The sequence below is a fragment of the Vibrio ostreae genome (assembly GCF_019226825.1).
GTDB lineage: Bacteria > Pseudomonadota > Gammaproteobacteria > Enterobacterales > Vibrionaceae > Vibrio > Vibrio ostreae.
The window spans coordinates 989,057-1,013,560 of sequence record NZ_CP076642.1; the positions used below are offsets into that span (position 1 = coordinate 989,057).

Consider the following 24,504-nt stretch of genomic DNA (forward strand, 5'->3'; position numbering starts at 1 on the left):
AAAATTATAGTTTTTTGGAATTGATGCCAATTAGATCTGGCTTACGAATCGGGCAATTACTTTACGTTGCCAGACCTAAAATCTAATCTGCATTTCATTCTGTAAAAAATCAGCCGATATTACTACGCTAAAATATCTCCCCCCGAAAGTGAGATTAGAAAAAAGGGAGCAAAAGCTCCCTTTGAAAAAAATTAAACCTGCGCTTAGCGCTTCAATAGTGCCCGCCAACTGGTCTCATCGGTTTGATAAAGCCGTAGGCTGGCGATAAAGCTCAGCGCTCCGACCGCAAAGTAAATCAGCAAATTGAGCATACTGATTTGTGTCATTAATTCTGCCATATCGCTGTCGGTCAGCAAATGCAGCGGCAAAGCGAAAATTTGGTCAAAGAAACGTTCAAACCAGTCACTGCCCGTCAGGCCAAACGTCACCCATTGCAGCGCATATACGCCGACAAACATCACCATAATCGGCGCACTGACCAGCTGAGAAAGCAGCAGCGTAAAACAGGCCAGCGGCAACAGTGCCAGCGCCACTAACACCATGCGCAACAGAAACAGCAGCCAATGAACAGGGATGAACAGCACATCACGCTGATTGTAAAATAGCGTGATCGCATCGTCTGTCATCACATTCACCACCCACAACAGGCTATCAACCGTCACCACTAACAGCGAGCAAATCAGCGGGATCACCAAAAGTCCAAAGCCGAGTTTAACCAAATGAATACGTAAGTTACTGACCGGCATACTGCGCCAGAACATAAAACTGCCTTCCTGACGCTCTTTACGCAGTGTTTTCGGGAAATAGAGCGTACTGAGCATTACCGACAATAAACCCACGCCAGCCATCAGCAACGAGCTGAACTCATCAACAAACTGCAGATCAAAATCTTCAAAGCCACTGCTGCTGATTTGAAAACTGAAATTAGCCGATAATCCCCCATTACTGAGCAGTCCGGCGAACAAAACCAACACGCAAATCAAGACAAACAGCGGGATTCGGGTGACAGATTTGTGCTCCAGCCACTCTTTTTCTAGCATATAAAACGCAGGATGCATCAGTTGTTCTCCTTTTGCAGCGCCAGAAACAGGTCGGCCAGTTTTACAGTGTAAATACGCCCCAGGGTTTGCACCTGAGGCAAACATTGCGCAGCCAGCAGCCAACGCGTAGTACCTAAACCTGGCTCAGAGGCCAAAGGCTGATAAGGAGCAATCTGATCCGCCAGCGTCGATGGCGCCTCCAGCACAAAATACCCCTGCTCCACATCGGCTATGCTCTGTTGCAATACAACCTTGCCCTGTTTGAGAATCAATACATCCGTCAGCAGGTGTTCGATCTCGGCCACTTCGTGACTGGCAATGATCAGGCAACGCTGCCCGTCATGAAACCACTCCAGCAGGTGACGGTAAAACGTATCACGATAAATCAGATCCAGCCCCAATGTAGGCTCATCCAGAATCAGCACCTTAGTATCCGTCGCGATGACCAGGGCAAGATGAAGCTGAACCTGCATCCCTTTCGACAGTGACTGAATCTTGCTGCGTGCCTGAATATTGGTTTTACTCAACACCGCGTTGGCTTTTTCCAGATTAAATTTCGGATGCACCCCGGCGGTATAACGCAGCAATTGCTGCACCGTCATCCACTGTGGCAGCACGTTGACATCTGAAATATACGCCAGGTTCTCCATCACTTTGTCACGCTGTTGAATCGGGTCCAGGCCGAGAATGGCGATCTCTCCCTGAAAACGATGAGCCCCAAGCAGAGCTTTAATCAGTGTCGATTTACCAGCACCGTTATGCCCCAGCAAGCCCAGCACCTGTCCGGGGTTAAGAGTAAAATTCACCTCCTGCAGGGCCGCAGCCGTGTCAGCACCGGCATACTGTTTAGACACATGTTTCACTTCAACATATGGATTCATGATTCACCCTTGACGTGTTGTTTAAGCTGCTCAACGAATTCATCCAGCGACATATCGATTTGGGCCAGCGTTGCGGCGATGTGCGGAATTTGCTGCTGCAGAAACTGCGCACGTTGCTGACAGCGCAGTGCCGATACGGCGCCTTCGGCAACAAACATACCCTGCCCGCGACGTTTTTCGACCAGTCCTTCATCCACCAGCAACTGATAACCTTTCATCACAGTTAAATGATTAATTTTCAAATCCGATGCAATTGTACGCACCGAAGGTAAAGCCTCACCTTCCGGCCACAGACCCTGCGCAATCTGCGCGATGAGTTTATCCGCCAGTTGGCGAAAAATCGGCTGGCTATCGTGCCACTCAGTCACTATCATACACCGATATAGTGTTATACATAGATATAACACTATATCGAATCTGGCAGATACGCAACCCTAGTCTTTCGCGACGCAGAAATCAAAAAGCTCTGCCGAGGCAGAGCTTTGTATCAATCAATATTCAGTGGTCAGTTGACGGTACAGTCCGAACTACCAATCCGCTGCCACACATCCCACTGGCCGGACAACGTAGGATCATTACCCTGGGTCCACCACTTGGCCTGCCACACACTGCCTGCCCAGTTCACCTGGTCACCGCCAACATACACCGCACCGGCTTGCCACAGGTTATCGCACTCTCCGCTGACGGGTGCCGATTCATGTACAATGATCCGAATGGTTGCTTCGCTAGTGCTCTGACCATCGCTGACCATCACTGTGAAGGTTAGCGTGGTGTTTTGGTTGTACGCAGGAGCGATAAACGAAACACGGCCACCGTTGACACTCGCCTCAATCCCTTCCGGAATCTGCCAGTTGAAAGTCAGGGCATCACCATCGGCATCACTGGATGCTGAAGCATCGACCACAACACGGTCTCCGGCCTCAGCCTCAGCCGGGGCAGTCAGCGTTACCACCGGTGCATCGTTTTCAGTTTCTGTAGCGGCAGGCTGCACACTCACGGTGATACTGTCTGACGCGGTTGCGCCATCGTTATCTGTCACTGTCAGCTGAAAAACCAGTGTCTGCTCCTGTTGCACCTCATCGACAGTAAAACTTGGCTCAGCACCGGAGGCATCACTCAGCGCCACCACAGGACCGGAGGTCTGCTGCCAAGTGTAGTGTGTAATAGTACCATCACTGTCCGTTGAAGCAGACCCATCCAGCACCACCACGGCCGGGCCGGTCACCACCTGATCCTGACCGGCGTCAGCAGACGGCATACGATTGGTCACTGGCAGCCCGGAGCCGGATAGTCCCTCATGCATCGCGTTGAGAATATCGCCGTTGTCACCGTCCATTTCCCACGAGAACAGACCCGCCAGCCCTAGACTACGGGCATAATCCGCTTTGGCTTTTACTGAGCGTGCATCATCAAATGAAATCAGTTGTCCGGTCTCACGGTTCCAGACCCAGGCAGCTTCCGCCTGTTGATCATAACCATATTCAAAGCCATTGATCCCCTGATTGTCGCTGCCCAACATATTGGCTTTAATACCTTTGTAATCGATCACGCCCGCTTCCCATACACCCTGAGCATTGGTGCCGGTCAGTTTACCTTGTCCACTTCCGGTCATCGGGTCGGACGGTTCGCTCAGACTCGATGGCATAACGCCGTCCCAGCCACGCCCATACATCGCGGTACCGAGTACCAATTTACCCGCCGGCACCCCTTGTGCGAGTAAAAGCTTTATCGCGTTGTCTGCGGTATAAGCCGGCCCTGCGTATGCCACACCGCTGGCATCAGTGCCATCACCTTGGCACTGGCCCGGGCGCATAAAGCTTCCGCAGTACAATGCCGCCTGATGACCAGGAACATTATTCCAGCCGCCGTAGAAATCGTAGGTCATCGCAAAGATGTAATCCATATATTGCGCGGCCTCGGCGTAGTTCACGTCTTCAATCTTGTCATAACCGGATCCGATAGCCGACGTCAGCTCATAAGAACGCCCGGTGTCGGCTTCGAGTTCATCTAGCATAGCGCGTAACTCACGCATCAGCGCAACGTAAGCCGGACCATCGTTTACCGGATCACCCAAGGTTGCTGAAGCACCGTCCCCGCCGGGGAATTCCCAGTCAATATCCACGCCATCGAAAAACTTCCAGGTTTGTAAAAAGCGCTTCACTGAAGCCACAAAGACATCGCGGTTGGTCTGACTGGTGAAATCAAAAAAAGGGTCGGACAAAGTCCAGCCACCAATCGATGGAATGATTTTCAAATCCGGGTAACGCTGTTTGAGCGCCATCAGCATCCCATAATTCCCTTTTATCGGTGAACTGAACTCATGGCCAGCCTGCGGAAAGCTTTTCTGATAGGCAGCCCAAGGATCATGAATGACCACTTCATAGTCCGGCACTCCCTGACACGCGGTCATCAAAGCGTTATAGCTGTTGCCGCCGACCGATTTTACGGATTCATTCGGACCGCAAATCGGAATAAATCCGTACAGAATATGGGTCAGGTTCTGAGCCGGAATGTTATCCACGCTGTAGTCACGACCATAAATCCCCCACTCGACGAAATAACTGGCTACGACGCCATCCGCTTTTTCCGCATAAGTTTTATTGTTGGGATCGATGTTCATCGGCAGCGGTTCCAAATGAGCACCATCGGTGTCGGCAATGAGCAACTGAGTCGGAGCACTGACGCTACACCCGCTGTCATCACAAGCTGCAACTTCAAGTTGATACTTACCCCCCCTCACTGTAACCAAAACTGGCCGTGGTCTGACTCGAGGTAATCGGGCCGGTCGCGACTTCCTGACCATCAAAGTAAATTTTATAGTGGTCGCCGGTTTCAGCGCCCCATTGGTTGAAAAGGATGCTGATCGGCGCTTCATCCTGATAATGTACCATCTGCGAATAGCCTGCGGTCGCCCCCATATCCAGCTCAATTTTGGAAAACTGCAGATTATTTGAGCCATAAACGTCAATACTCGGTGTCGAAGGGAGCGCGACTGCCGCTCCGCTGATCGATATTGCCACACACATGACGCCCCATGAGACACGATTTATCATTGTTTTTAAATTCCTTTGTTAATAGAAGCTTAACCTGCGCCATACTCTGTATAAACGATTAACAGAATGACGTTCTATTAACTATAGGGAGTGTTTATTTCCAATAGAAAAAAACATCATAAAAACGGAGTCGGAATCACAGTAAATAATGACCAAATGATAAATTCATTAATCATAAATCATCAAAATAACGTCCTAATTCCAAAAAACATCACCTCGAAAAAACGAGTTTATTTTTATTGACAATAAAGAAACCGGACAGAAAACTGATGATTCAGCGATAACAGAACGTGAGCGCTGACGAGCCCGATAAATCTGAGGTTAGGTTAAGTTTTGATGAAATCTGGCCTGGAGTCGCGCCGAAAACTTGCTTTTCTTCGCTACAATCGGCACCCTTTTCGCTGATTACGCTAAAGCGGTTTAAAGGATAAAACTCATGAATATAATCAAACCCTTAACATGCATTATAGCTATCGCTTTCAGTGCAACAGCAGCGGCAAAAGTCACGCTGGCGATCCCTGATACGATAGAAATGCTGGTCGTGAACGGCCAAAAACCAGAAACGTCAGGCAGCATTTTTTCATCGGTGACCTCAGTGGAACTGAAAGACGGCGAACAACAAATCGTGTTCCGCTATCACCCATATTACAGCCAGGGTAGTGAAAGAATTGGTGTGGAAGGCGATGTTGTCATTGCCAAATTTGATGCAGCAGACCAATCTCTGAGCTTCGACATGCCGACATACCGCAACGCGACCGAAGCAGAAGAAAACATCAAATCTATGCAGTGGTCACTGCGTGATGATAAGGGACAGGCGCTGCAGGTCACACAAGACCGCCTGATTAAAGAAGGTATGCAGATTGGTCGTGACTACAAACAAGAAACGTTTGAGTACAACCTGAGTGGCGGTGAAGCCGCTGTCGGCACCGCCTTCATCAAAACCGGTAAATCGAGCAATGGCGCGGCCAACGATACGACAGCCGAAGAAATGCTGCATTTCTGGTACAACAAAGCCGATGCGGCAACCAAAGCGCGCTTTAAAGCTTACGTCAACAAGTAAGCCTCTACGTGATTTAAAAAATAAACGGGCTGTTCAGCGCCCGTTTATTATCTCTGTTTTTAAGCCCGACACCGTGTTTTTCAGCCTACCGCCGACTGCAACCCAACTTCATTCTCATCAGCCGATAACCAGTAGCAGTGCTCGGCGTTATGCTGCAGACAGGCGAACACATCACCATCAAGCTGATGATTCGCAACCTGCTCAGCAATAATGTTTAATGACTCCTCGAGCGACATGCCTTGCCGGTAAGGCCGTGACTGAGTCAGCGCCTGAAACACATCAGCCACCGCAACAATACGGCTCGGGCCATCCAGCTCCTGCGCGGTTTTTCCGAGCGGATAACCGGAGCCATCCAGTCTTTCATGATGATTCGATGCCCAATCGCACACCAGTGATGAGGTATGAATGTTCTGCAGAATAAATCGCGTATCCGTCGCATGCCGCTTGATGCAGGTATACTCTTCAGCCGTCAGTGTTCCCTCTTTATGCAGCACGAAATCTGGCGTTCTCAGCTTGCCGATGTCATGCAGCAATCCCGCCAGGTAGAGCAGTTTCTGCATTTTGGCAGAATAGCCCATTTTCTTAGCCAGAAATTGTGATAACAAGGCGACCTTCAAAGAGTGTTGGAAAGTAAACGGACTTTTGGCGTCGACGATCTTAGAAAACAGCTCGGCAATTTCAATCCGTTCATTGAGATTCAGATTACGGGAGAACAGAGGTGCGGCTTCGAGTCGTAACAGAACGGCCTCAATGTGCTGGGGATGCATTGAAAACCAAAAATCATCATTGCCCACCAGATCGGCCATAACCTCAACCATATCAGCCGCAAACAGAGTGCCCGAATGAGCCTGCAATTGTTCGATGATTTGGCGTTTACCGGCGGCAGAAAGGTTGCCAAATAGGTCTTTGTGCTGATGAAAATAGAGATGATCAACCCGGTTGGCGAGATAAATCAACCCGGCAATTTGTTTGTCGTGCGAATCCATTGCCAGCGTTTGCAATTCATACCAGGCCGTATGATGGTAAAGTATCGGCAAAGCAAAACGGGATAGCGGCCCACATGCACTCAGCAGATTAAATCCTTTTTCACAGTGGCGGGCAAAACTACCAGGCCGCCGAGTGGCCGCAAAAGTCATCAATGCGGAATGCTGAGTAGAACCGCAATCATGAACCAAACCGGCAGCAAAAGAGAGCTGAGCCAGCTCTTGATCCCAGCCCATTCGTAATGCGCACCGGTAAGCCATATACCCGACCCGATGACTGTGATGGAGCGTATCAAATCCGACGTCATCCAGAGCCTGTGCAATACTCAGCAAGACCCGGCGCAGATCAATGCTGACTTTTTCCTCACAAGTTTCCATAAAGCTAACTGACTACTTTTTTATATAATAATGTCAGCAAAGACTAATACAAACTGAGTCATCCGTCCCTAGTTTTATTAAGGTTTTGATGTATTCTGTGACGGTAATTGTGTGCTACTGAGAACTTGTTGGAACAGCATTCTAATAAAGTTTGAGCAGCTCCTTGTTAATGCTACAGTTTGCACACTTTTCACCCACCATGGATCCCGTCATGTTTACGTTAACGGTCGATAAAAATCTGCAGCTGGCTCTGATCGAAGAAACCTTTGCCCCCCTTTACGCCCACTTGGTTGCTGCGCATCGGGACTATCTATGTCAATGGCTTGCCTGGCCGGCTTACTGCCATTCAGAGCAGGACTTCCGCCTGTTCGCCCAAACGATGCTGCACGATTATGCCGATGGTAAATCGATGACATGCGCCATCTTTTACCGCGATGAACTGGTCGGCAACTGCAGCCTGCAAGAGATCAACCCCGATCTGCAAAAAGCCCGGCTGGGCTATTGGCTGGCCGAGAACCAACAGGGCAAGGGCATCATCACCCGCTGTGTGGCAAAGCTAATTGACGTGGCATTTACCCGCTATCAACTGGAAAAAGCAGAGCTGGCTATCGCAAACGGTAATCAGCCTAGTCAACAAGTGGCAAAACGGCTTGGATTCCGTCAGGAAGGCATCATCACCCGTGCGGAGAATCTCAACGGGCGAATTGTTGACCATGTGATTTATGGTCTGTCGCGCACTTCCAGGTAAGACCTTTATTTCATCGCTAAAAAAACGGAGCATCTTGCTCCGTTCTTGTAGCGGGGGAATCTTGACGGCTTTACTGCCAGAAGAACATCGCAATCGCAGTCAGTAGCGCGATACAGGAGATATTCAGGAACATACCCACCCGCATCATCTCACTTTGCTTGATGTGTCCGGTCGCAAACACAATCGCATTCGGCGGCGTCGCAACCGGCAGCATAAAGGCGCACGACGCGGAAACCGCGATCAGTACCGACAGCAGTACAGGCGAGATACCAAAGGCTTCTGCCACGCTGGCAAACACCGGGATAAGCAGCGCCGCACTGGCGGTGTTACTGGCAAACTCGGTCAGGAAGACCACAAACGCAGCGATCACCAATACAATCACGAACAGACCCAGATCAGCAATCATCGAACTCAGCTCATTGGCCAGGAAAACACTGGTTCCGGTCTGCTTCAGTACATTACTCAGACAGATACCACCACCAAACAGCAGCAATACCCCCCAGTCAGCGGTTTTCTCAATGTCTTTCCAGTGCACAACGCGCGCGAAGCTGACCAGAATAATCGCACCCAGTGCAATGATGGTATCAAAGCTCTTGAAGCCACCCAGCATCGCATTCACCGGCTTACTGAAGATCCACAAAAAGACAATCAGGGCAAAAATCGCCAGCGTCACCACTTTACCTTTGTCCCACTGGACCGGGTCATGGTTAAGCTCAAAATGGCCGCTCAAATCCGGTTTAAGCAAAAAGTACAGCAGAGTAATCGCCATAGGCAGCATGACAATGGCTGTCGGCAGACCAAATTCCATCCAATCGGTAAACGAAAGCCCCACTTCCGCGGCTGCGATGGCATTAGGCGGACTGCCCACCACGGTCGCGATCCCGCCAATACTGGCGCTGTAGGCAATACCCAGCAGGACAAACACGTAAGTGCTGTGACCACGGTCATCATCGACCTTGCTCAGTACACCCAGTACCAGCGGCAGCATCATCGCCGCGGTCGCGGTATTACTGATCCACATCGACAGTATGCCGGTGACACCAAACAGCATAAATACCGCTACGCTCATCTTACCGCGCGCCATGATCAGCACTTTATCGGCGATGACTTTATCCAGCCCCTGACGATGCATGGCCGCCGCCAATGCAAACCCGCCCAGAAACAGGAAAATAATTGAGTTGGCAAAGTTGTTCAGTGCAGCCTGGGTGTCAAATACGCCAAACAGCACCGCCATCACCGGTACCAGGATCGCGGTTACCGTGACATGCAGTGCTTCGGTCAGCCAAAGTACGGCAATAAACGCCAGCATACTGATACCCAGCACGACATTGGCTTCAAATGGCAGAGTATTAAACAGGATGGCAAACAGGGCGACATCCGCCAGCACGATCAGACTATTACGGTTAAAAAACCATTCTCGGGTATTGTTAGGTAAAGGGACACTATCATTTCTATTCATTATTATGCTTCCTTGTGGAGGCCATACGGCAGTTCTATGTTCACATAGTTTGCCAGCTCCGGGGCAATTATTATTGCCAAATTGTTAAGCCAATCAAAACTCTTACACCCAATTTAACATCATGAAATAAATAGAATTAATAAAGATCCAAAATTTAACAAAAATGAAAAACACCCGTTTCATTTAAAAATATTTATCTAATCAATGAATTTAACAATATTGTCAAATGCATTTAGCACTTCATTTCCTTTCATGATACGCCCGTGCCCCTGATTCTGCGTGGTAATCAGCATGACATGTTCTATTTCACGCGCCGCTTTTTCCGATTCGGCGTAACGGGCAAATTTATCATTTTCATCATGAACAATAATCGTCATTCCCTGGCGCTGTCTGAGCTTCTCCAACGGCTGAATAGAATGAATAGGATAATGATACTCATCCTGTACCTGATTCACGACTTCTTCAAACAGACGCATCGAATAGCCAGAACGGGCCACAGTACCAAATAGGTTATCGAGATAGTCCAGCACTGGTGCAATCAGCAGCAGTGGACACTGGGCCAGCTTGGCATGACGGCACTCCAGCGCGGTGACGTTACCCATACTGTGTCCGATAAGGCCAGCCACGTTATCTTCACTGTCGAGAATACTCTCCAGACCACGGACGAACGCAGGAATATGACCAAACATACCTTCACTTTCACCATGCGCCGGGTGATCGTAAGCCAAAGCAGTAAAGCCCTGCGCCGCAATGTGTTCCATCAAAGGGAAGAACTGGCTAGATGATCCGGACCAGCCATGGGTCAGAATCCATACCGGGCCCTGACCAAGACGGTAAGTCGTCAGTTTGCCCTCCGAAGAATCGACCTGTGATTTGATCAGCCGTTGCGGCAGCGCATTTTTGCCCGTCATGCGTGCCGGTGTCAGCAGCAGCTTGCGCGCGGTTTTACGGGCATGGGCCGGCGCCAGCGTGTGGTGCAGACGGGTGGTCCAGTTGATCATCCGGCGGCGCAGATGCAGACCACGGGAAGTATTAAAGTAAATCTTGTCACTCATTATGTTGTCCTTGACGAGGGCTTAATAAAAGAACGCTCGTGCTTTTTAATCCTAAATTTTTTCGCCTCAGGCGAAGAATGAAATCAGGCCACCAGACGACTCCGGCCCGTGCCTAACCTAACCAACTGGCAAACAGCCTATCCACCCCTTGCCAGAAATGCTGCTCACTTCGTTCCTGGCCATACAGGGAGTAAAACAGATGCGCGCTGAGATACAAGCCATACAATTCGTAACTGGCCTGCTCAATCGCGAGATCACGCTTAAACTCACCGCTGATCACGCCTTTGCCAATCTGGATTCTCAGGTACTCTATCCAGCTGGCAATGGTCGCTTTCAGTGCTCGCTGCAGGGCACATTCGCTGTGTCCCGCTTCACGCCACGCATCAAGAAACATACAACTGCCCTGAAAAGACTGATTCCAGTTGAGCCAGTTGGCCAGGATATGGCGCAGTTTACCCTGCATATTGCCGTCATCCAATTCACGCGCCGGGGCGATCACCCGCGCCACGAAGGTCTGATTGGCATAGTCAAGCACCGCCAGCTGCAAATTCTCTTTGGCGTTAAAATGCGCAAACAAGCCACTTTTGGACATCCCGCACTGCTTGGCTAACTCGCCAATCGTCAGGCTCTCCAGACCATTGGCGCTCGCCAGCTCAAAAGCCGTAGCGAGAATATTATCGCGGGTGATTCTACCTTTGCTCATATTGACCACTATTATCGAATATCCCTCCATTTTTAGCACGTTCGTTCTATTTTGCAAATAGCATTTCTCGCCCTGTTGAAACTATGAAACAATGAGCAAACTTCACCCGCGTTTAAGGAAGGATATGCAAGGCATTCTCGAACAACTGCAATTTTCTGCTTCTATCACCGGACCAATCTGTTTAATGCTGGCGCTCGGTGTCATCTTCAAACGGATGAACTTAATCAATGAGAATTTTATCGACGTCGCATCACGCATGGTGTTCCAGGTTACCCTGCCTGCCCTGCTGTTTTTGAGCATAGTCGGCTCTAAGCATGACTTCTCATCCAGTATGCCGCTGATCCTGTTTGGTCTGATTGCCAATTTTGCCTTCTTCCTTTTCACCACCTGGACCACCAAACGCACCGTACCGAACCCGAAAGATCAGGGCGTGGTGATTCAGGGTGGTTTTCGCGCCAACACCGCGATTATCGGTCTGGCTTACATGGCCAACACTTACGGTAACAGCGGCGTAGCGCTGGCGGCGATTTACGTGGCCTCAATGACCATGCTGTACAACATTCAGGCCGTGATCACCCTGACGCCAAAAGGCAGTACCAGCGGCCTGCAGGCGGCGAAACTGATGGTCAAAACCCTGACCAAAAACCCGCTCATCATTTCGATTGTGCTCGGCATGATTTGCTACTTTCTCGCCGTGCCAATCCCGCAGGTGGTTGAAAAAGCCGGCCACTACTTTGCCAACATGACACTGCCACTGGCGCTGCTGTGCACCGGCGGCTCGCTCGATATTCGCTCTCTTCGGGATGATAAAGTCGCGGCATGGATTTCCACGGCTTACAAACTGGTACTGGCACCGCTGATGATCACTGTCGCCGCGATGATTTACGGCTTCCGCGATATGGAACTGGGCCTGATTTTCCTGATGAGCGCGTCCCCAAGCGCCGCCGCCAGTTACGTCATGGCGCGCGCGATGGGCGGTAACGCGGCACTGGCGGCCAATATTATCGCCATGACCACGGTCTTTTCACTAGTGACCTGTACCCTGGGAATATTTCTGCTGTCGACCTTCCAGTTGCTGTAAGGCGCTGCCTGATGAAACCAGCCAGATAAAAACGGCACAGCAGCGCTGTAGCCCCTAAGCTTTACAAATACAAGTTTAACCCGCCCAGAGCGTAAGGGAGCAACAATGCGAATCCGCTGGTTATGTTTGCTATGGCTGCTGTCAGTCTGTACAGCACAGGCTGACAGTCCACAACGATGGGAAATAGCCAAAAACGAGGATGGTATTACCATTCACACCCGCCATCATCAGGATGGTCTGGTCGAAATCCGCGCCCAGATGTTTGAGCAAACCAGCTATGCGGCTTTTCTGGCGCTGCTGGAAGACAGCGCCAATCTCCCGAACTGGATAGATAACGTCTCTTCCAGCCGTGTACTCAAACAGCTCTCACCCAATGAGAATATTGTTTATACCCGCTTCAGCGCCCCTTGGCCGGCACGCAATCGCGATATGGTAACTTATTCCCGCTTTGAACAACCGAACGGCGCTTTTATTCTCACCATCGAAGATGCTTCAAACCGCTACCCGCCACAGCCGGACTATATTCGCATTAAAGGGGTCAAAGCGACCTGGACACTGGAAAAACTCACCAACGGTCTGACTCATATTGACTACATTGCCTTCGCCGATCCGGGCGGCAACCTGCCAGACTGGATGGCCAACAAGCTATCCGTCTCCAGCGCCTTTAATACCTTTCAGGGCCTCAGACAGCAATTGCCCAAATATCAGCAGCGCCAGCATTCTCAAGTCAGTGAATAATTACCACAGCTTGGCATAAGGCAGATGAATCAGATTCAGCACCATCAACAGCGTCATCACCCCAAACGTCAGCTTCATGCCGATCACGCGGCCTTTGAGCTGATCATTTAATATTGCTTTAGCATGCAGCACGCGACCGACCATAAAAGCAATCCCGCACAGATGAATCCACCATACGGCGGCACCATTCGTTTCGGCCAGCCCCATCAAAATCAAAGTGATCGGTACATACTCAGTCGCATTGCCCTGCGCACTGCACGCCAGAGTCAACGCATTCACACCACCGTCCCTATACTTCACTCGATGGCGCCGACGTTGCTTGATGACCTGCACCGCCAACCAAATCATCAACCCAGCCAAAATGACGGCATACAACGCTGTAACCATAAGATTTCCTTAGTATCAATTGAGGAGATAAGTGTAGATGAAAAGAACGCAAAAAGCGCTGCTCGGCAACGCTTTGAGTATGAGTGTAGATAGCATCAATATCAGGCCTGTTTTTCTTGCCAGGCCTCCATATAGCGGCTGCACGCATCACCGATGCTAAAAATGGTGTGGCCTTGGGCATATTCATTGCGAGCCAGCATGTCATTGACGTAATTGAGCTCTGCACTCGGCTTTTTCCACTGTTCTTCTGGCAGCGGCTTGCTCCACTCAGCGACTTCAGGAAAATCATCCGGGCGGCGTTTTAATCTGCTCATTTCGTAGTTAGTACGCCAGATACCCAGCATCGTGCCGTTGATGTACCACCAAAAACGGGTCGCCGAGCTAAATTCATCCCGCTGAATCTCGTGCGCCGCGCAGTGCTCTTCAATAATCCCTTCCAACGTCAGTGGTGAGGGGTCACCTATGGCATCCGGCCCCTCTTCCATAAAGACGCGAATCATCTCCCCAGACAGATGCGGCATAAAACTTATCGATTGACCCAATCTGCAGCGCTGACCAGAAATGACCGTAATGGTCTTCATCGTTGGCGGCAATCATCAGACTCGCCGATGACATCACCCCACCAGTGCTCACTGTGCGGCTCTGCCCAACCATGGCATATACGTGCTCCCAGGGCACAACTCGTGTCTCAGTCTTTTTCAGCTCTTCATTCCAACGTGAAAACAACACTTCCCTGCGTTGACGGTGAAAACGAACTGGAAGTGTTTGAGAAAGCTGTTTTCTCATGGAGAACATTGTTTTAAAAATAATAAACAAAAGACCGAGAAAGGGCACAAAAGAAACAAACAGTGCTGAGTAAAATTCTTGGTCTCGGAATTCATTTTGCCATTCACCATTAATGAGCACCTCTCTAAAAGAATTCTGGTACATCCCTTCAACCCCACCTAAATAACTATATGGCAATAGAAAAAGACTGAAGCCGATACAAAACACCATCCACATTAACTGTGTTTGAAAAATAACCCCACCTACGCCACCAATATCTATATAGCTCGAATTTTTATTGATTAACTGGTTACAGCTCTTTGCTCTCTTGACTAAAGACTTTATGGGTAAAGGACTTAGCACTTGACTATCACCAAATGCTATATCCGTTTTTTGACCAGATACAAAAGGGAAAGAACTACTATTACTAATCATTATATTCCTCAATTTTATCTTCTAACTGTTTCAACGCACCAACTAAGACTGAACCATCAACTGCTTGTAAGTCATTATCCTCTAGTAGTTCAATTTGATACCAATCCTTTTTATCTCCTGTTGCTGGTTCGAGCAGATCAATAGTGAATCTAGCTCCCCCTTGCTCTGAAAACAACTTATTCCCATATTGTGATGTTACCTCAACCATTAAATCTAAATATCGTAATTTCTTCTGTCGAAGTATATCCTGTGGCCAATCAAACTCAAATAATGTATTACTACCATCATATTTCACTCGGCCATTATCAACCAATTCATTAGTAATATCTAAAGATTCTTTATTGGCCACTGTTTTAACAAAGCCAGCTATCTTTACCTGTCTAGGAGTAGCCATTGGAGCCCAAATTCGTAATTTTTTTACTCGATGCTTTGTTACATACCTTAGCATATTACCATTCGCAGACAATTGTTGTTGTCTAAAAGTTTTTGTAGCTATCTGTACTATAGGGGCCTGTGTTGCTTCGAGCCAACTTGTAAATTGTTCATCATAACTCCAATTTTGATTATCATACCAAAACCAAAAACCACTCTTTCCCCAAGATGATTTACTTACCCAATTCATCAGTGGGGAGGATTTAAGAAAATTATATCCGATCTCTCCACCTAAAATTAATAATGATGCAAACAACATATATGGATTAGATCTAGCAACAAGTCCAAATGCTTGCTCTACTACAGCAGTCCAAGTTACCTGCCCTTGGGCTGCTGAAGCTGCTAATAAGAAAGTTTTCCCTGCAATTTTACCGCTATGCCAACCTTGTATTGAATCTCCGACAAAAGCACTGGATGAAGATATTACTGATGCAAAATCTCCATTACTCCAAGATTTTTTCATTCTTTCTTGCTGTTTTAATAAATCAGTCCCACTTGAAAATAATGTTAGTGTACTAATGCCTGCCGAACCAAAAGTTATCACTTTAGAAAGAACTCTATAGTCAGCTTTATTTGACATAGATATCCAATTTAGACTTGATTTTACCTTTGCAATTTCTAGAGATATAGAAGCAGCTGATGATAATAAGCTAGTAAATCCAGAAAAATACTCGAAAGATTCAGTAATAGTTAACGCTGATTTTTTAGAGAATGCTTCCTTTGTATTAGTCCAATTCCATACATTTAGTGCAAAGACAACGAATGCCGCACTACCACTCCCTATTGATCCTCTGAATGATTTCCCCTCAGAGACGCCATACAAAAGCTCATTTTTCAATACTTTCCTGCGTATTTCAAGTAGCTCATTAATTTCTTCCGCTGTGACGCCAGACGCTTTGATAATAATTTGTGAAGGTAAATGCTTACTTCCAGATTTTGCAATCGGTTCCGAGCGAGTTGCTAATGCCAACAGAATTTGTTCAGATTCTTCACCTAACAGCTTTAACTGACGATTATAATCAGCGCGAAGTGAATCTTTTTGTGCAGTAGTTAGTTTGTTTGATTCTACTAACGTACGATTTTTTATAACTTTTTCATACTCTACCCGAATATTTTCTAATTTACTAAACTCTCTATTAAAACTTTCAATTCCAGAATAAACACCTACATCAAGAATTATATTTGCGTTCTTTTTATGCCCCAATAATGCTGCGATCATACCTGGACGAGCTTGATAGATAAAAGAGTTCACTCTTGCTTGAGTTGAATCAATATTCTTTGCTAATTCATTTAGTTCATCTAGAGATAAACTAGATAGATTAATCGCAAACCTATTTAATTGTTCCTTAACACTATCGGCTACTTTATCTATTTCAATCAAATGTAAACCAGTCAACAACGCCTGAAAATCATGTAAACCAGAAAGCCCATCCAATGTATTATTGGTATTGTCATAAACACTTTTTGAAGGTGCAATATATTGAACCCACTCTTTCCAATCTAGATACTTGTCATCAATCGTGCCAATGTTATCTTTATTACCCACATAGGTATGTAAGTTTTGTTCACCAACCGTACCAAAAAAGAAATCTCGTACTTTTTTCTTGTTATCATGATATTCTGCAATATCTTCTATCCAATGATTTTCTAAAACTAAACGAGATACAAATTCATCCTTATTTTCTTTATCAAATACAGGAATGATATCATAAGCGAAAGGCAGTACCGCAACGCGGTCATTCTCTATTTTATCACCTTGAATATGCCACTGTTCTATTTTTTTTTTGAACCGAACTAAACCAAGCTTCCATATCCTCGTATTCAATTCTGGCTAAAATTCCTCGGTCACCTAACCATCCACCAAACTCACCTTCCACTTGATCATCATTTTCTTTTTTTACCTGATGAAAGAAAAACTCCAATTCACTCTGAGCTATACCAATTCTTTCCGCCATTTCCAGGTTTAACTGACGCTGATATTGATAATTTTGAAATTCATGCGAGGTTTCAATGCTATCCATATCCAAAGAATATTGTGAATAGCCTCTAGTCTTATCAGTAACAAAACTCCAATATTCCTTTTTCGCTTGCGTATAGTCGATAAACCTTTGTTTTAATTTTTCTTCGTCGGCTTTAATAAAGTTCATCAGTTTTTCATTATTGGTATTCGCATTAAACTGACGTTCTCCGACCTCAATAAGAAGTTTAATCTGTGTAGCAGCAAAGTACTTCGCTCTATTATTGTCTTGTTGAAACCATTCAACTTCCATATTAATAATGCTATTATCGCAGTTTGACAGTTCTGTCATCACACCCATTGGATCTTCTAAAATAAGTACAGCAGAGTCTAATTCAAATTCTGGTTCTATTTGGCTGAGTAATTCATTAGGGTCTACTTGCTGTGGTTTATCTTTCAGCCAGCACCAGCGATATGCCTCTTCGTAATCACTGTTTTCCGGATTACAATCTGCCATATTACTCTCTAATGCACTCGTAGGTAATAAATGCCGAGACCCAGTTAAACAACTGAACGAACCTACATCGCAAGTCTGCATCATTTTAGCCCGCAAATTTTCAGAATCTAAAAGCTGTGACTGAAGCTTAGGTGATATTTTCGTTGGACTGAATAAGACCTCTATTGTCCCTTCTCTTGCAACAAAAAGTCCTTGCTCTGATTCGAGATAAACATATTCTTCACCAGATTGACCGTCCACAAGTTGCTGCTGCTCTAACTTGATAACTTTTCCGTCTGGCTGAATGTGATAAACATAAATAATATCTTGGCGCTGACTATGAATGAGGTAAATATATCCTTCGTCAATAGGCCTTACACCAACATGCCGATAAGACACTTCAGGTTTTAAGCGACTGGAAATGGCCGGATGCTCTGGCTGTGATTCAACCAAAGCATACCTAACTGGAATCAGCTGTAATTTTGACAGCTTAAGCGGACAAGTACCGGCCGGATCCTGAGAATCTTTTGTCTGGCCGGATTTGGCTGAATTCATTGCGCCACTCATGCTTGTCTCTCCTGCGATTGTGAATACTGGTATGCCAGGTTTGCTGCTGCTTCAATACGTTGTGATGGGGTTTGTTGCGAAGGTTGATGAATCAACTGATAAATATCTGCATAAACCGGCTCTTGAACGGCTTGCTGGCCGACAAAGCCGATGACATTAAAAAACATCAACAGGTCACGCTCAGAGCTAAAGCCTTGCTGATAGGCATTTTCGGCCTGCCGTGCCAGCCAGCCAGGCTGAGAGGCATGTTGAGCCAGTGTTTCCGGAAACCAGCGCAGCATATGATTTTCGATACTTTCCAGGGTATTACACCAGGTTACCTGACCCAATAATCGCCACTGCTCATCAGAAAGCTTGTAGGTGCCTTGCTCCGCCGCAAGCAGCGCGTCAGGTTTTACCAAGTGCTGCCAGCCTTTTCGGGTGGGTAGCCAGGCCTGATTCATCACCTGCCACAAATTGGCCACTCCGGTACTGAGCAATATGTATCCACATTCTGTGTTCGCCATTTTGGCAAATACTGAAGAACCATAGGGGGATTTGACCTTAATCAGACTTCGTAACCCATCCGCGACCTGATTGAGTGGCAGTGATGAGGAAAAGAAATACCCCGCCATCGCTTCATTTAACTCTAAAAACCAATCTGTTACCGATTGTGTCGCTCTGATGACATACGGCGAAACCGGCAGCAATTCCTGATACGGAGCATCGAGATAAATCGGCTCCAGATCCAGCTCACCTTTGAGGCCATACAGCTTAACCGCAAGATGTTCAATCTGCGCACCATCGACCAAAAGGTAAAGCACCTCATGTGAATCGATAGTCATATCTGGAACTGTGGTCACTAAGTTTGCTTTCATGCCTGCTCTTTTGCCTCTTCACACACTTCACAAACCGGGTCTTTACCTTTCAGCGCTTCAATCTGCCGGCTTTTCAGCAGCGGCGACATCGATTGCTGACTGGCGGTGATGCTCTGCGCTTCAGCGGCTTGCGGCGCAGCCACCGCCTCTATCCCCCCTGGCAATACAGCCGTCAGGCCGCCGTAGCCAGAGCCTGAACTGGCACTGCCGCCGGAGTTGAGGTTGATAGCTGAGCCGACCGCATGTACGCCGGCCGGGTCGATTTTGATGAAGCTGCCGCCACCCTGAATGGTGATCTCGCTTCCGGCGTCCAGTACCAGTTTGTTGCCCGCTTTAAGGTGAACTTCGCTGCCGGCTTCAAAGATGGATTTGGCGCCGACTTTCTGCTGCAGTCCGCCGCCAATGTCGACGCTGTTATCAAGGGCAATATTGGTCCGGCTTTCGCCGCCGATGGTGAGGTGCTGGTTGTTGTGCACCTGAGTAAAACTGTCATTGGTGATGGTCTGATGTTTATCGTGCTTGATGCGGTAGGTCTGGTCGTTTTCAATCAGGCGCTCGAGATCTTTCTGCGCATGCAGATAAATCTGCTCACTACCGGCCTGGTCTTCCAGGCTCAGTTCGTTATAGCCTTCGCCCTGATGGGTTTGGGTACGCAACACGGTTTTGGTTTTATTGTCCGGCAAGGGGTACGGCGCCACATTCGTCGCGTGGTAGGTTCGTCCGGTGACAATCGGCTGATCCGGGTCGCCGTTTAAGAACGACACAATCACTTCATGGCCGATACGCGGGATAGCCAACATACCGTATTGGCTGCCGGCCCAGTCCTGGGCAACCCGCACCCAGCATGAGCTGTGCTCGTCGCGGTTGGAATCGCGATCCCAGGGGAAATGCAGTTTGACCCGGCCATGCTCGTCACAGAAAATCTCTTCACCCTGCGGGCCGACCACAGTGGCTATCATCGGGCCGTCTACCTGAGGTTTGGTTTGCGGCGTGGCGCGCCAGTTCATATTGCCCGGAATAAGCTTAAACTGGTTGGCATAAGTCGTGGCACCGCTGCCGCCCGCCTCTTCCAATGCCTGTGGCTGCCTGCCCTGATGCGCAATACTGACCACCAGCCACTCGCGGTTGAGACTGTCATCGCTGTGCTCAGTCAGGGCAAACTTAACCCCGGCGCGCAGCAGCGGCTGATTACTGCGCCCGCTGGCGCTGTGGGCGTCACGGCGCAGATAGTCGAGGCGGATCTGGCTGTACGCTTTGCCGTTGGCATCATCTTTATAGCGCCCCGGCGCATCAAAGTGTTGGTAACCGTCCTGCTGATAGGCCATCTCGGCGCCGGTCGCGCTTTGGGCAAACGAGTAAGCCGGCTTTTTAAAACTGTAGTCACGCAGCGCTGTGTCGCTGACTTCCGCCTGGGTATTGCTGCTGAGTGCGGAGATGTAAGGCGTATCCATCACGCCGCCGGCTAACGTGTTGTAGGGCACCGGCACGCCGAGTGACGGCAGAGAGTCTGACGCATCACTGAATAACAAGGTGTGCTTGCCTTCTTGATGCACAAAGCTGTACACCAGCCCTTCTTCGGCGGCGAGACGATGAACGAAATCGAGGTCAGATTCGCGGTACTGGACACAAAACTCACGCTGCGCGCAATCGCGGGTCAGGGAAAAGGCATACTCATTAATGCCCATCTCCTGCAGCAGCACAGCGATGATCTCCGGCACGGTTTTAAGCTGGAAAATCCGGCTGTTGTGACGCAGTGACAAACGCTCCAGCGCCGGCACCAATGTCAGTGAGTAGAAGGTATGGTGATGGCCGGTATCGCCGCGGCTGAAGCGGCGCACAATGCCGTTGACGCGCTGGACCAGCACATTGTCGCGATAAAACGTCAGCTCTGCGGTTTTATCGACGATAGCGTCAGCACTCAGGTTCGGTTGCCGGCTGGCCAGTTCAATCTGATAGCGGAAACCATGACAAGGCGCACTACCCTGCCCCTCACTGGACAAGGTTTCCTGCCCGTTAAACGCATGCACCACCAGGGTGTCGTCTTCCAGCCCTTCGACCTGAATTTGATAACTTAACGTCGCCATGCTGCCATTCCTTGCTACTCGGTAAAGATGGGTAACTGCTGAGTTAAACCGGTTGACGCTGTGCGCTCAGCCGGACAAATTTTTGCTCACCCCTAAACGCAAAACACCCGTGACCATGCTGAAACAGAATGGCGCGGGTCAGATACTTTGGGTTTAAGGCTGACAAAGTTGCCCGCCAGCGGCGGGCAACTGAGTTCGAGCGTGACTTACGCTTCGACAGGCTTACGCCAGTCATCAGAACCTGAAGTACCCGCGTTAACGTGATCCCAGGTGATTTTGCGGTAAGACATAGACACAGTCAGGTTCTGAGTGAAATCAGATTTCGCCGGATCCTGACAGTGTGGCATTTCGCAGTGAATATCCACGATAGAGGCGTTCTCCAGCTTAGTGGTGAAGAAGTTCTCTTGTTTGCCTTCAATAGAGGTACGGTACCATTTCAGCTCAACGTTGGTCATCTTCTCACCAGATGCCAGTGCGTTGTACAGCAGAGGAACCGCTTTGTTCAGAGACACAGTGAATTTAAACGGCTTGTGTACACGCTGACCAGAAGGCTGACCAGATTGTGGGTCAGTTGGTACAGTCACGTTGTGATCGAACTGCTGAACCAGCATTTGATCTTCGTGACCTTCAACGAATGAATCGCCGATAGAATCCGCAGTACAAGCGCCTGCAGTGATAAGACCCTGAGTTTGACCTTCGATAGAGATATAACATGGAGTTGGCATTGCTAATTCCTTTCTAACTGATGATGTCGTTTAATGCGACGATGATTGAAATATGCGCCGGGCGCGAATTCAGTCATAAGGGAGCAAGGTCAATGCCAAAAACACAACTATTAAAAATCAGTTAGTTATATTGAATTAACTATTTTTAGAGCAACAAACTGCCTCCGGGTGAGCAACATTTTGCTTGGCGGGTAAACTTCTTCCTGCGCTGATGGATTGAGACAGATATGAAAAAGCCCGATTTACACTATAAATCGGGCCGGTCATTCAGGCGATGGTCAATCTATTGCGCCTGAGAATCAAGCTATAAATTTATACATCAGTGTCGCCAGCGGCGGTACGCGCAGTTCAAGCGACTGCGGCAAATCCTCGCTCGCGACTGTCTCGGTCGCGACCAGATCTTTGACGTCAAAATCGCTGCCGTCATACTTGCTTGCATCGGTATTCAGCAGCAACTGATAACGTCCTGTTACCGGCACACCGAGTCGGAATGCGTCATGCGGCACCGGAGTGAAGTTCGTAATAATCAGAATCCGCTCGCCGTCCGCACTGAAACGTTCATGGGCAATCACGCTGGCGTCAGCCGAGTCCTGCAGACGCCATTCGAAGCCTTTCGGTTCGCAATCCAGTTCATGCAACGCCGCTTCACTGCGATAGAGGTGGTTGAGGTCACGTACCAGACTCTGCACGCCTTTATGACGCGGGAAATCCAGCAGGAACCACTGCAACTGGTCGTCATGATTCCACTCTGCGGTCTGGCCGAATTCAGCGCCCATAAAGTTAAGCTTTTTACCCGGCTGACCATACATATAGCCCATGTAAGCGCGCATGTTGGCCGTTTGCTGCCACTCGTCTCCGGGCATTTTGTAGATCAGCGACCGCTTGCCGTACACCACTTCGTCATGAGACAAGGACAACACATAGTTCTCACTGAACGCGTAGATAAGCGGGAAGGTCAGCGTATTATGGTGGTACTTACGGTGCACCGGATCTTCTTTAATGTACGACAAACTGTCGTGCATCCAGCCCATATTCCACTTAAAACCGAAACCTAGCCCGCCCATAAAGGTTGGTGCGGAGACGCCCGGAAAGGCGGTCGACTCTTCGGCAATGGTCATTGCATTCGGGAAGTATTTGTACACTTCCTCATTCATCCATTTCAGCGTGGCGATCGCATCGTAGTTTTCCCGCCCGCCGTCAATATTAGGTATCCACTGATCGTGGCTGCGCGAGTAATCGAGATATAGCATAGAGGCCACCGCATCGACACGAATGCCATCGATGTGGAACATCTCAAACCAGTACAAGGCGTTCGAGACTAAGAAACGACGTACATGCTCGCGCCCCATATCGTAGATAAACGAGTTCCAGTCCTGGTGCCAGCCACGGCGAGGATCCGGATCGTGATACAGCGGCGTGCCGTCAAAATTAGCCAGACCATGATCGTCAGACGGGAAATGCGCCGGTACCCAGTCGAGCACCACGCCTAAGCCGGCCTGGTGACAGACATCGACAAAGTATTTAAAGTCATCCGGGCTGCCAAAACGGCTGGTTGGCGCAAACAGTCCGACTGGCTGATAGCCCCACGAGCCGTAAAACGGATGCTCCGAGACCGGCATCAGCTCGACATGGGTATAGCCCATATCAACCAAGTAAGGCACCAGTTGATCGGCCAACTCGCGGTAATTAAGGAAGCGGCCATCTTCACCGCGTTTCCAGGAGCCGGCATGCAGCTCGTAAAACGACAATGCTTCTTTACGTTTTTCGGTTACCGCGCGCGTCTGCCACGCCTCATCCTGCCACTGATAGCCCTGATGATCATAAACCACGGAGGCAAACGACGGATACTGCTCGGCATAACTGCCCCACGGATCGGCTTTGTGTGGCAAACCTTCTCCATGCGGGCCCTTGAGTTCAAACTTGTATTGTACACCGGCTTGCAAGCCAGGAATGAACAGGCCCCAGATGCCGTAATCGAGACGCTGCATCGGATGGCGGCGACCATCCCACTGGTTAAATGATCCAACCAGACTGCAGGCGGATGCATGCGGCGCGTAGACTAAAAAACGTACCCCGGAAATCTGGTTGCCGTCGCGCTCCACAGTGACAAACTGTGAGCCCATATGGTGATACATGGCTTTGGGCGTATGCAGATCATCATACTCGGCGTAAATCCCGTGATACTGATACGGATCATCGATGATCTGCTCGACCCCATCCCAGTCAATCGCCAGCTGATAATGGGTAAAGCGTAAATCACGTTCTGCGTTGAGCACAAAGCCGGAATCCAGTTCACGTTGCAGCTCAATTCTCGCTTCACCCTCAATCAGAAGTTCTACTTTACTGGCTCCGGGCATCCATACCCGCAGTGCTCCCTGCTGTGCGGGAATAAAAGGACCGAGAAATGCGAAGGGATCAGCAAAGGCAGCGCCGGAAAGTTGCTGATAAGCCAATTGCAGCTTGGACGGCTTCTTTTTGGTCGGTTTCAATATTCCTACTCCTAAACCTGAACTTACCTAAGGAAAAAAAGGCCCGCTAAGAAGCGGGCTGCTAGCATAAAACCATCTTATCGAACTCATCCTGGTCGTGGAGTGACCCAGGCTAAACTTCTCAGCGTAAG

20 protein-coding genes and 1 pseudogene are annotated in these 24,504 nt (G+C 48.7%); 4 read left to right on the forward strand and 17 right to left on the reverse strand.

What is annotated here, in order from left to right:
* Window positions 1–203 precede the first annotated feature (203 nt).
* From KNV97_RS04270 to KNV97_RS04285, 4 genes and pseudogenes are all read right to left on the reverse strand, one after another.
* Window positions 204–1,058, reverse strand: a complete 855-nt coding sequence (locus KNV97_RS04270) for a hypothetical protein (protein WP_136483693.1) — start codon at window positions 1,056–1,058, stop codon at window positions 204–206.
* Window positions 1,058–1,921 carry an ABC transporter ATP-binding protein gene (locus KNV97_RS04275; protein ID WP_218561612.1) on the reverse strand — a complete coding sequence of 288 codons (864 nt, stop codon included), beginning with the start codon at window positions 1,919–1,921 and terminating at the stop codon, window positions 1,058–1,060. The genes KNV97_RS04270 and KNV97_RS04275 overlap by 1 nt, the downstream gene beginning before the upstream one ends.
* Window positions 1,918–2,289 (reverse strand): GntR family transcriptional regulator, encoded by a 372-nt coding sequence (locus tag KNV97_RS04280; protein ID WP_136483691.1) that lies wholly within the window; start codon window positions 2,287–2,289, stop codon window positions 1,918–1,920. The genes KNV97_RS04275 and KNV97_RS04280 overlap by 4 nt, the downstream gene beginning before the upstream one ends.
* Window positions 2,290–2,426: 137 nt before the next feature.
* Window positions 2,427–4,974: pseudogene (locus KNV97_RS04285) on the reverse strand (glycosyl hydrolase family 18 protein).
* Between the two features lie 445 nt (window positions 4,975–5,419).
* On the opposite strand from KNV97_RS04285, the gene KNV97_RS04290 reads away from it, so the two are divergent.
* Window positions 5,420–6,034, forward strand: a complete 615-nt coding sequence (locus tag KNV97_RS04290) for a DUF2057 family protein (RefSeq protein ID WP_206208386.1) — start codon at window positions 5,420–5,422, stop codon at window positions 6,032–6,034.
* 80 nt (window positions 6,035–6,114) lie between these two features.
* Here KNV97_RS04290 and KNV97_RS04295 read toward each other — a convergent pair whose 3' ends face one another.
* Window positions 6,115–7,395, reverse strand: coding sequence for an HD-GYP domain-containing protein (locus tag KNV97_RS04295; RefSeq protein ID WP_218561613.1), 1,281 nt, complete (start codon window positions 7,393–7,395; stop codon window positions 6,115–6,117).
* 211 nt (window positions 7,396–7,606) lie between these two features.
* Between KNV97_RS04295 and KNV97_RS04300 the strand changes: the two genes are divergently transcribed.
* Entirely contained in the window at window positions 7,607–8,143 is a 537-nt protein-coding gene (locus KNV97_RS04300) for a GNAT family N-acetyltransferase (protein WP_136483688.1), read from the forward strand.
* Between the two features lie 70 nt (window positions 8,144–8,213).
* Here the strand turns inward: KNV97_RS04300 and KNV97_RS04305 are convergent, their stop codons facing one another.
* From KNV97_RS04305 to KNV97_RS04315, 3 genes are all read right to left on the reverse strand, one after another.
* Window positions 8,214–9,602 (reverse strand): SLC13 family permease, encoded by a 1,389-nt coding sequence (locus KNV97_RS04305; RefSeq protein ID WP_218561614.1) that lies wholly within the window; start codon window positions 9,600–9,602, stop codon window positions 8,214–8,216.
* Window positions 9,603–9,799: 197 nt separating this feature from the next.
* Complete coding sequence (locus tag KNV97_RS04310) at window positions 9,800–10,657, reverse strand: alpha/beta hydrolase (protein ID WP_136483686.1); 858 nt, start codon at window positions 10,655–10,657, stop codon at window positions 9,800–9,802.
* A 112-nt stretch (window positions 10,658–10,769) separates the two neighbouring features.
* Window positions 10,770–11,360 (reverse strand): TetR/AcrR family transcriptional regulator, encoded by a 591-nt coding sequence (locus KNV97_RS04315; RefSeq protein ID WP_136483685.1) that lies wholly within the window; start codon window positions 11,358–11,360, stop codon window positions 10,770–10,772.
* Window positions 11,361–11,484: 124 nt separating this feature from the next.
* Here KNV97_RS04315 and KNV97_RS04320 point away from each other — a divergent pair, with 124 nt between their 5' ends.
* On the forward strand, window positions 11,485–12,441 hold the full coding sequence (locus KNV97_RS04320; RefSeq protein ID WP_136483684.1) for an AEC family transporter: 957 nt from the start codon (window positions 11,485–11,487) through the stop codon (window positions 12,439–12,441).
* Between the two features lie 105 nt (window positions 12,442–12,546).
* Window positions 12,547–13,179 (forward strand): START domain-containing protein, encoded by a 633-nt coding sequence (locus tag KNV97_RS04325; RefSeq protein WP_136483683.1) that lies wholly within the window; start codon window positions 12,547–12,549, stop codon window positions 13,177–13,179.
* On the opposite strand, the gene KNV97_RS04330 is transcribed toward KNV97_RS04325, so the two are convergent.
* The 9 genes from KNV97_RS04330 to glgB form a co-directional block, all read right to left on the reverse strand.
* A complete protein-coding gene (locus KNV97_RS04330; protein ID WP_218561615.1) occupies window positions 13,180–13,566 on the reverse strand; it encodes an MAPEG family protein in 387 nt (128 codons plus the stop codon). It abuts the gene before it with no gap.
* A 101-nt stretch (window positions 13,567–13,667) separates the two neighbouring features.
* Window positions 13,668–14,066: a hypothetical protein gene (locus KNV97_RS04335; RefSeq protein WP_218561616.1), complete on the reverse strand. Its 399-nt coding sequence runs from the start codon at window positions 14,064–14,066 to the stop codon at window positions 13,668–13,670.
* Complete coding sequence (locus KNV97_RS04340) at window positions 14,023–14,766, reverse strand: hypothetical protein (protein WP_218561617.1); 744 nt, start codon at window positions 14,764–14,766, stop codon at window positions 14,023–14,025. Before KNV97_RS04340 ends, KNV97_RS04335 begins: the two co-directional genes overlap by 44 nt.
* A complete protein-coding gene (locus KNV97_RS04345; protein WP_218561618.1) occupies window positions 14,759–17,023 on the reverse strand; it encodes a hypothetical protein in 2,265 nt (754 codons plus the stop codon). The genes KNV97_RS04340 and KNV97_RS04345 overlap by 8 nt, the downstream gene beginning before the upstream one ends.
* Entirely contained in the window at window positions 16,950–18,218 is a 1,269-nt protein-coding gene (locus KNV97_RS04350; RefSeq protein ID WP_218561619.1) for a toxin VasX, read from the reverse strand. Before KNV97_RS04350 ends, KNV97_RS04345 begins: the two co-directional genes overlap by 74 nt.
* Window positions 18,215–19,075 carry a DUF4123 domain-containing protein gene (locus KNV97_RS04355; RefSeq protein ID WP_218561620.1) on the reverse strand — a complete coding sequence of 287 codons (861 nt, stop codon included), beginning with the start codon at window positions 19,073–19,075 and terminating at the stop codon, window positions 18,215–18,217. The genes KNV97_RS04350 and KNV97_RS04355 overlap by 4 nt, the downstream gene beginning before the upstream one ends.
* Window positions 19,072–21,159 (reverse strand): type VI secretion system Vgr family protein, encoded by a 2,088-nt coding sequence (locus tag KNV97_RS04360; protein WP_218561621.1) that lies wholly within the window; start codon window positions 21,157–21,159, stop codon window positions 19,072–19,074. Before KNV97_RS04360 ends, KNV97_RS04355 begins: the two co-directional genes overlap by 4 nt.
* Before the next feature lie 206 nt (window positions 21,160–21,365).
* Window positions 21,366–21,884 carry a type VI secretion system effector Hcp-2 gene (gene hcp-2 / locus KNV97_RS04365; protein WP_218561622.1) on the reverse strand — a complete coding sequence of 173 codons (519 nt, stop codon included), beginning with the start codon at window positions 21,882–21,884 and terminating at the stop codon, window positions 21,366–21,368.
* 299 nt (window positions 21,885–22,183) lie between these two features.
* Window positions 22,184–24,373 carry a 1,4-alpha-glucan branching protein GlgB gene (gene glgB, locus KNV97_RS04370; protein ID WP_218561623.1) on the reverse strand — a complete coding sequence of 730 codons (2,190 nt, stop codon included), beginning with the start codon at window positions 24,371–24,373 and terminating at the stop codon, window positions 22,184–22,186.
* Window positions 24,374–24,504: the final 131 nt, after the last annotated feature.

Excerpts from the sequence above, each read along its gene's own strand:
- KNV97_RS04300 (WP_136483688.1), top strand. The coding sequence starts at position 7,607 with ATGTTTACGTTAACGGTCGATAAAAATCTGCAGCTGGCTCTGATCGAA.
- KNV97_RS04355 (WP_218561620.1), bottom strand. The coding sequence starts at position 19,075 with ATGAAAGCAAACTTAGTGACCACAGTTCCAGATATGACTATCGATTCA.
- KNV97_RS04325 (WP_136483683.1), top strand. The coding sequence starts at position 12,547 with ATGCGAATCCGCTGGTTATGTTTGCTATGGCTGCTGTCAGTCTGTACA.
- KNV97_RS04295 (WP_218561613.1), bottom strand. The coding sequence starts at position 7,395 with ATGGAAACTTGTGAGGAAAAAGTCAGCATTGATCTGCGCCGGGTCTTG.
- hcp-2 (WP_218561622.1), bottom strand. The coding sequence starts at position 21,884 with ATGCCAACTCCATGTTATATCTCTATCGAAGGTCAAACTCAGGGTCTT.
- KNV97_RS04305 (WP_218561614.1), bottom strand. The coding sequence starts at position 9,602 with ATGAATAGAAATGATAGTGTCCCTTTACCTAACAATACCCGAGAATGG.
- KNV97_RS04320 (WP_136483684.1), top strand. The coding sequence starts at position 11,485 with ATGCAAGGCATTCTCGAACAACTGCAATTTTCTGCTTCTATCACCGGA.
- KNV97_RS04335 (WP_218561616.1), bottom strand. The coding sequence starts at position 14,066 with ATGATTCGCGTCTTTATGGAAGAGGGGCCGGATGCCATAGGTGACCCC.
- KNV97_RS04350 (WP_218561619.1), bottom strand. The coding sequence starts at position 18,218 with ATGAGTGGCGCAATGAATTCAGCCAAATCCGGCCAGACAAAAGATTCT.
- KNV97_RS04275 (WP_218561612.1), bottom strand. The coding sequence starts at position 1,921 with ATGAATCCATATGTTGAAGTGAAACATGTGTCTAAACAGTATGCCGGT.
- KNV97_RS04315 (WP_136483685.1), bottom strand. The coding sequence starts at position 11,360 with ATGAGCAAAGGTAGAATCACCCGCGATAATATTCTCGCTACGGCTTTT.
- KNV97_RS04310 (WP_136483686.1), bottom strand. The coding sequence starts at position 10,657 with ATGAGTGACAAGATTTACTTTAATACTTCCCGTGGTCTGCATCTGCGC.
- KNV97_RS04340 (WP_218561617.1), bottom strand. The coding sequence starts at position 14,766 with ATGATTAGTAATAGTAGTTCTTTCCCTTTTGTATCTGGTCAAAAAACG.
- KNV97_RS04360 (WP_218561621.1), bottom strand. The coding sequence starts at position 21,159 with ATGGCGACGTTAAGTTATCAAATTCAGGTCGAAGGGCTGGAAGACGAC.
- KNV97_RS04330 (WP_218561615.1), bottom strand. The coding sequence starts at position 13,566 with ATGGTTACAGCGTTGTATGCCGTCATTTTGGCTGGGTTGATGATTTGG.
- KNV97_RS04270 (WP_136483693.1), bottom strand. The coding sequence starts at position 1,058 with ATGCATCCTGCGTTTTATATGCTAGAAAAAGAGTGGCTGGAGCACAAA.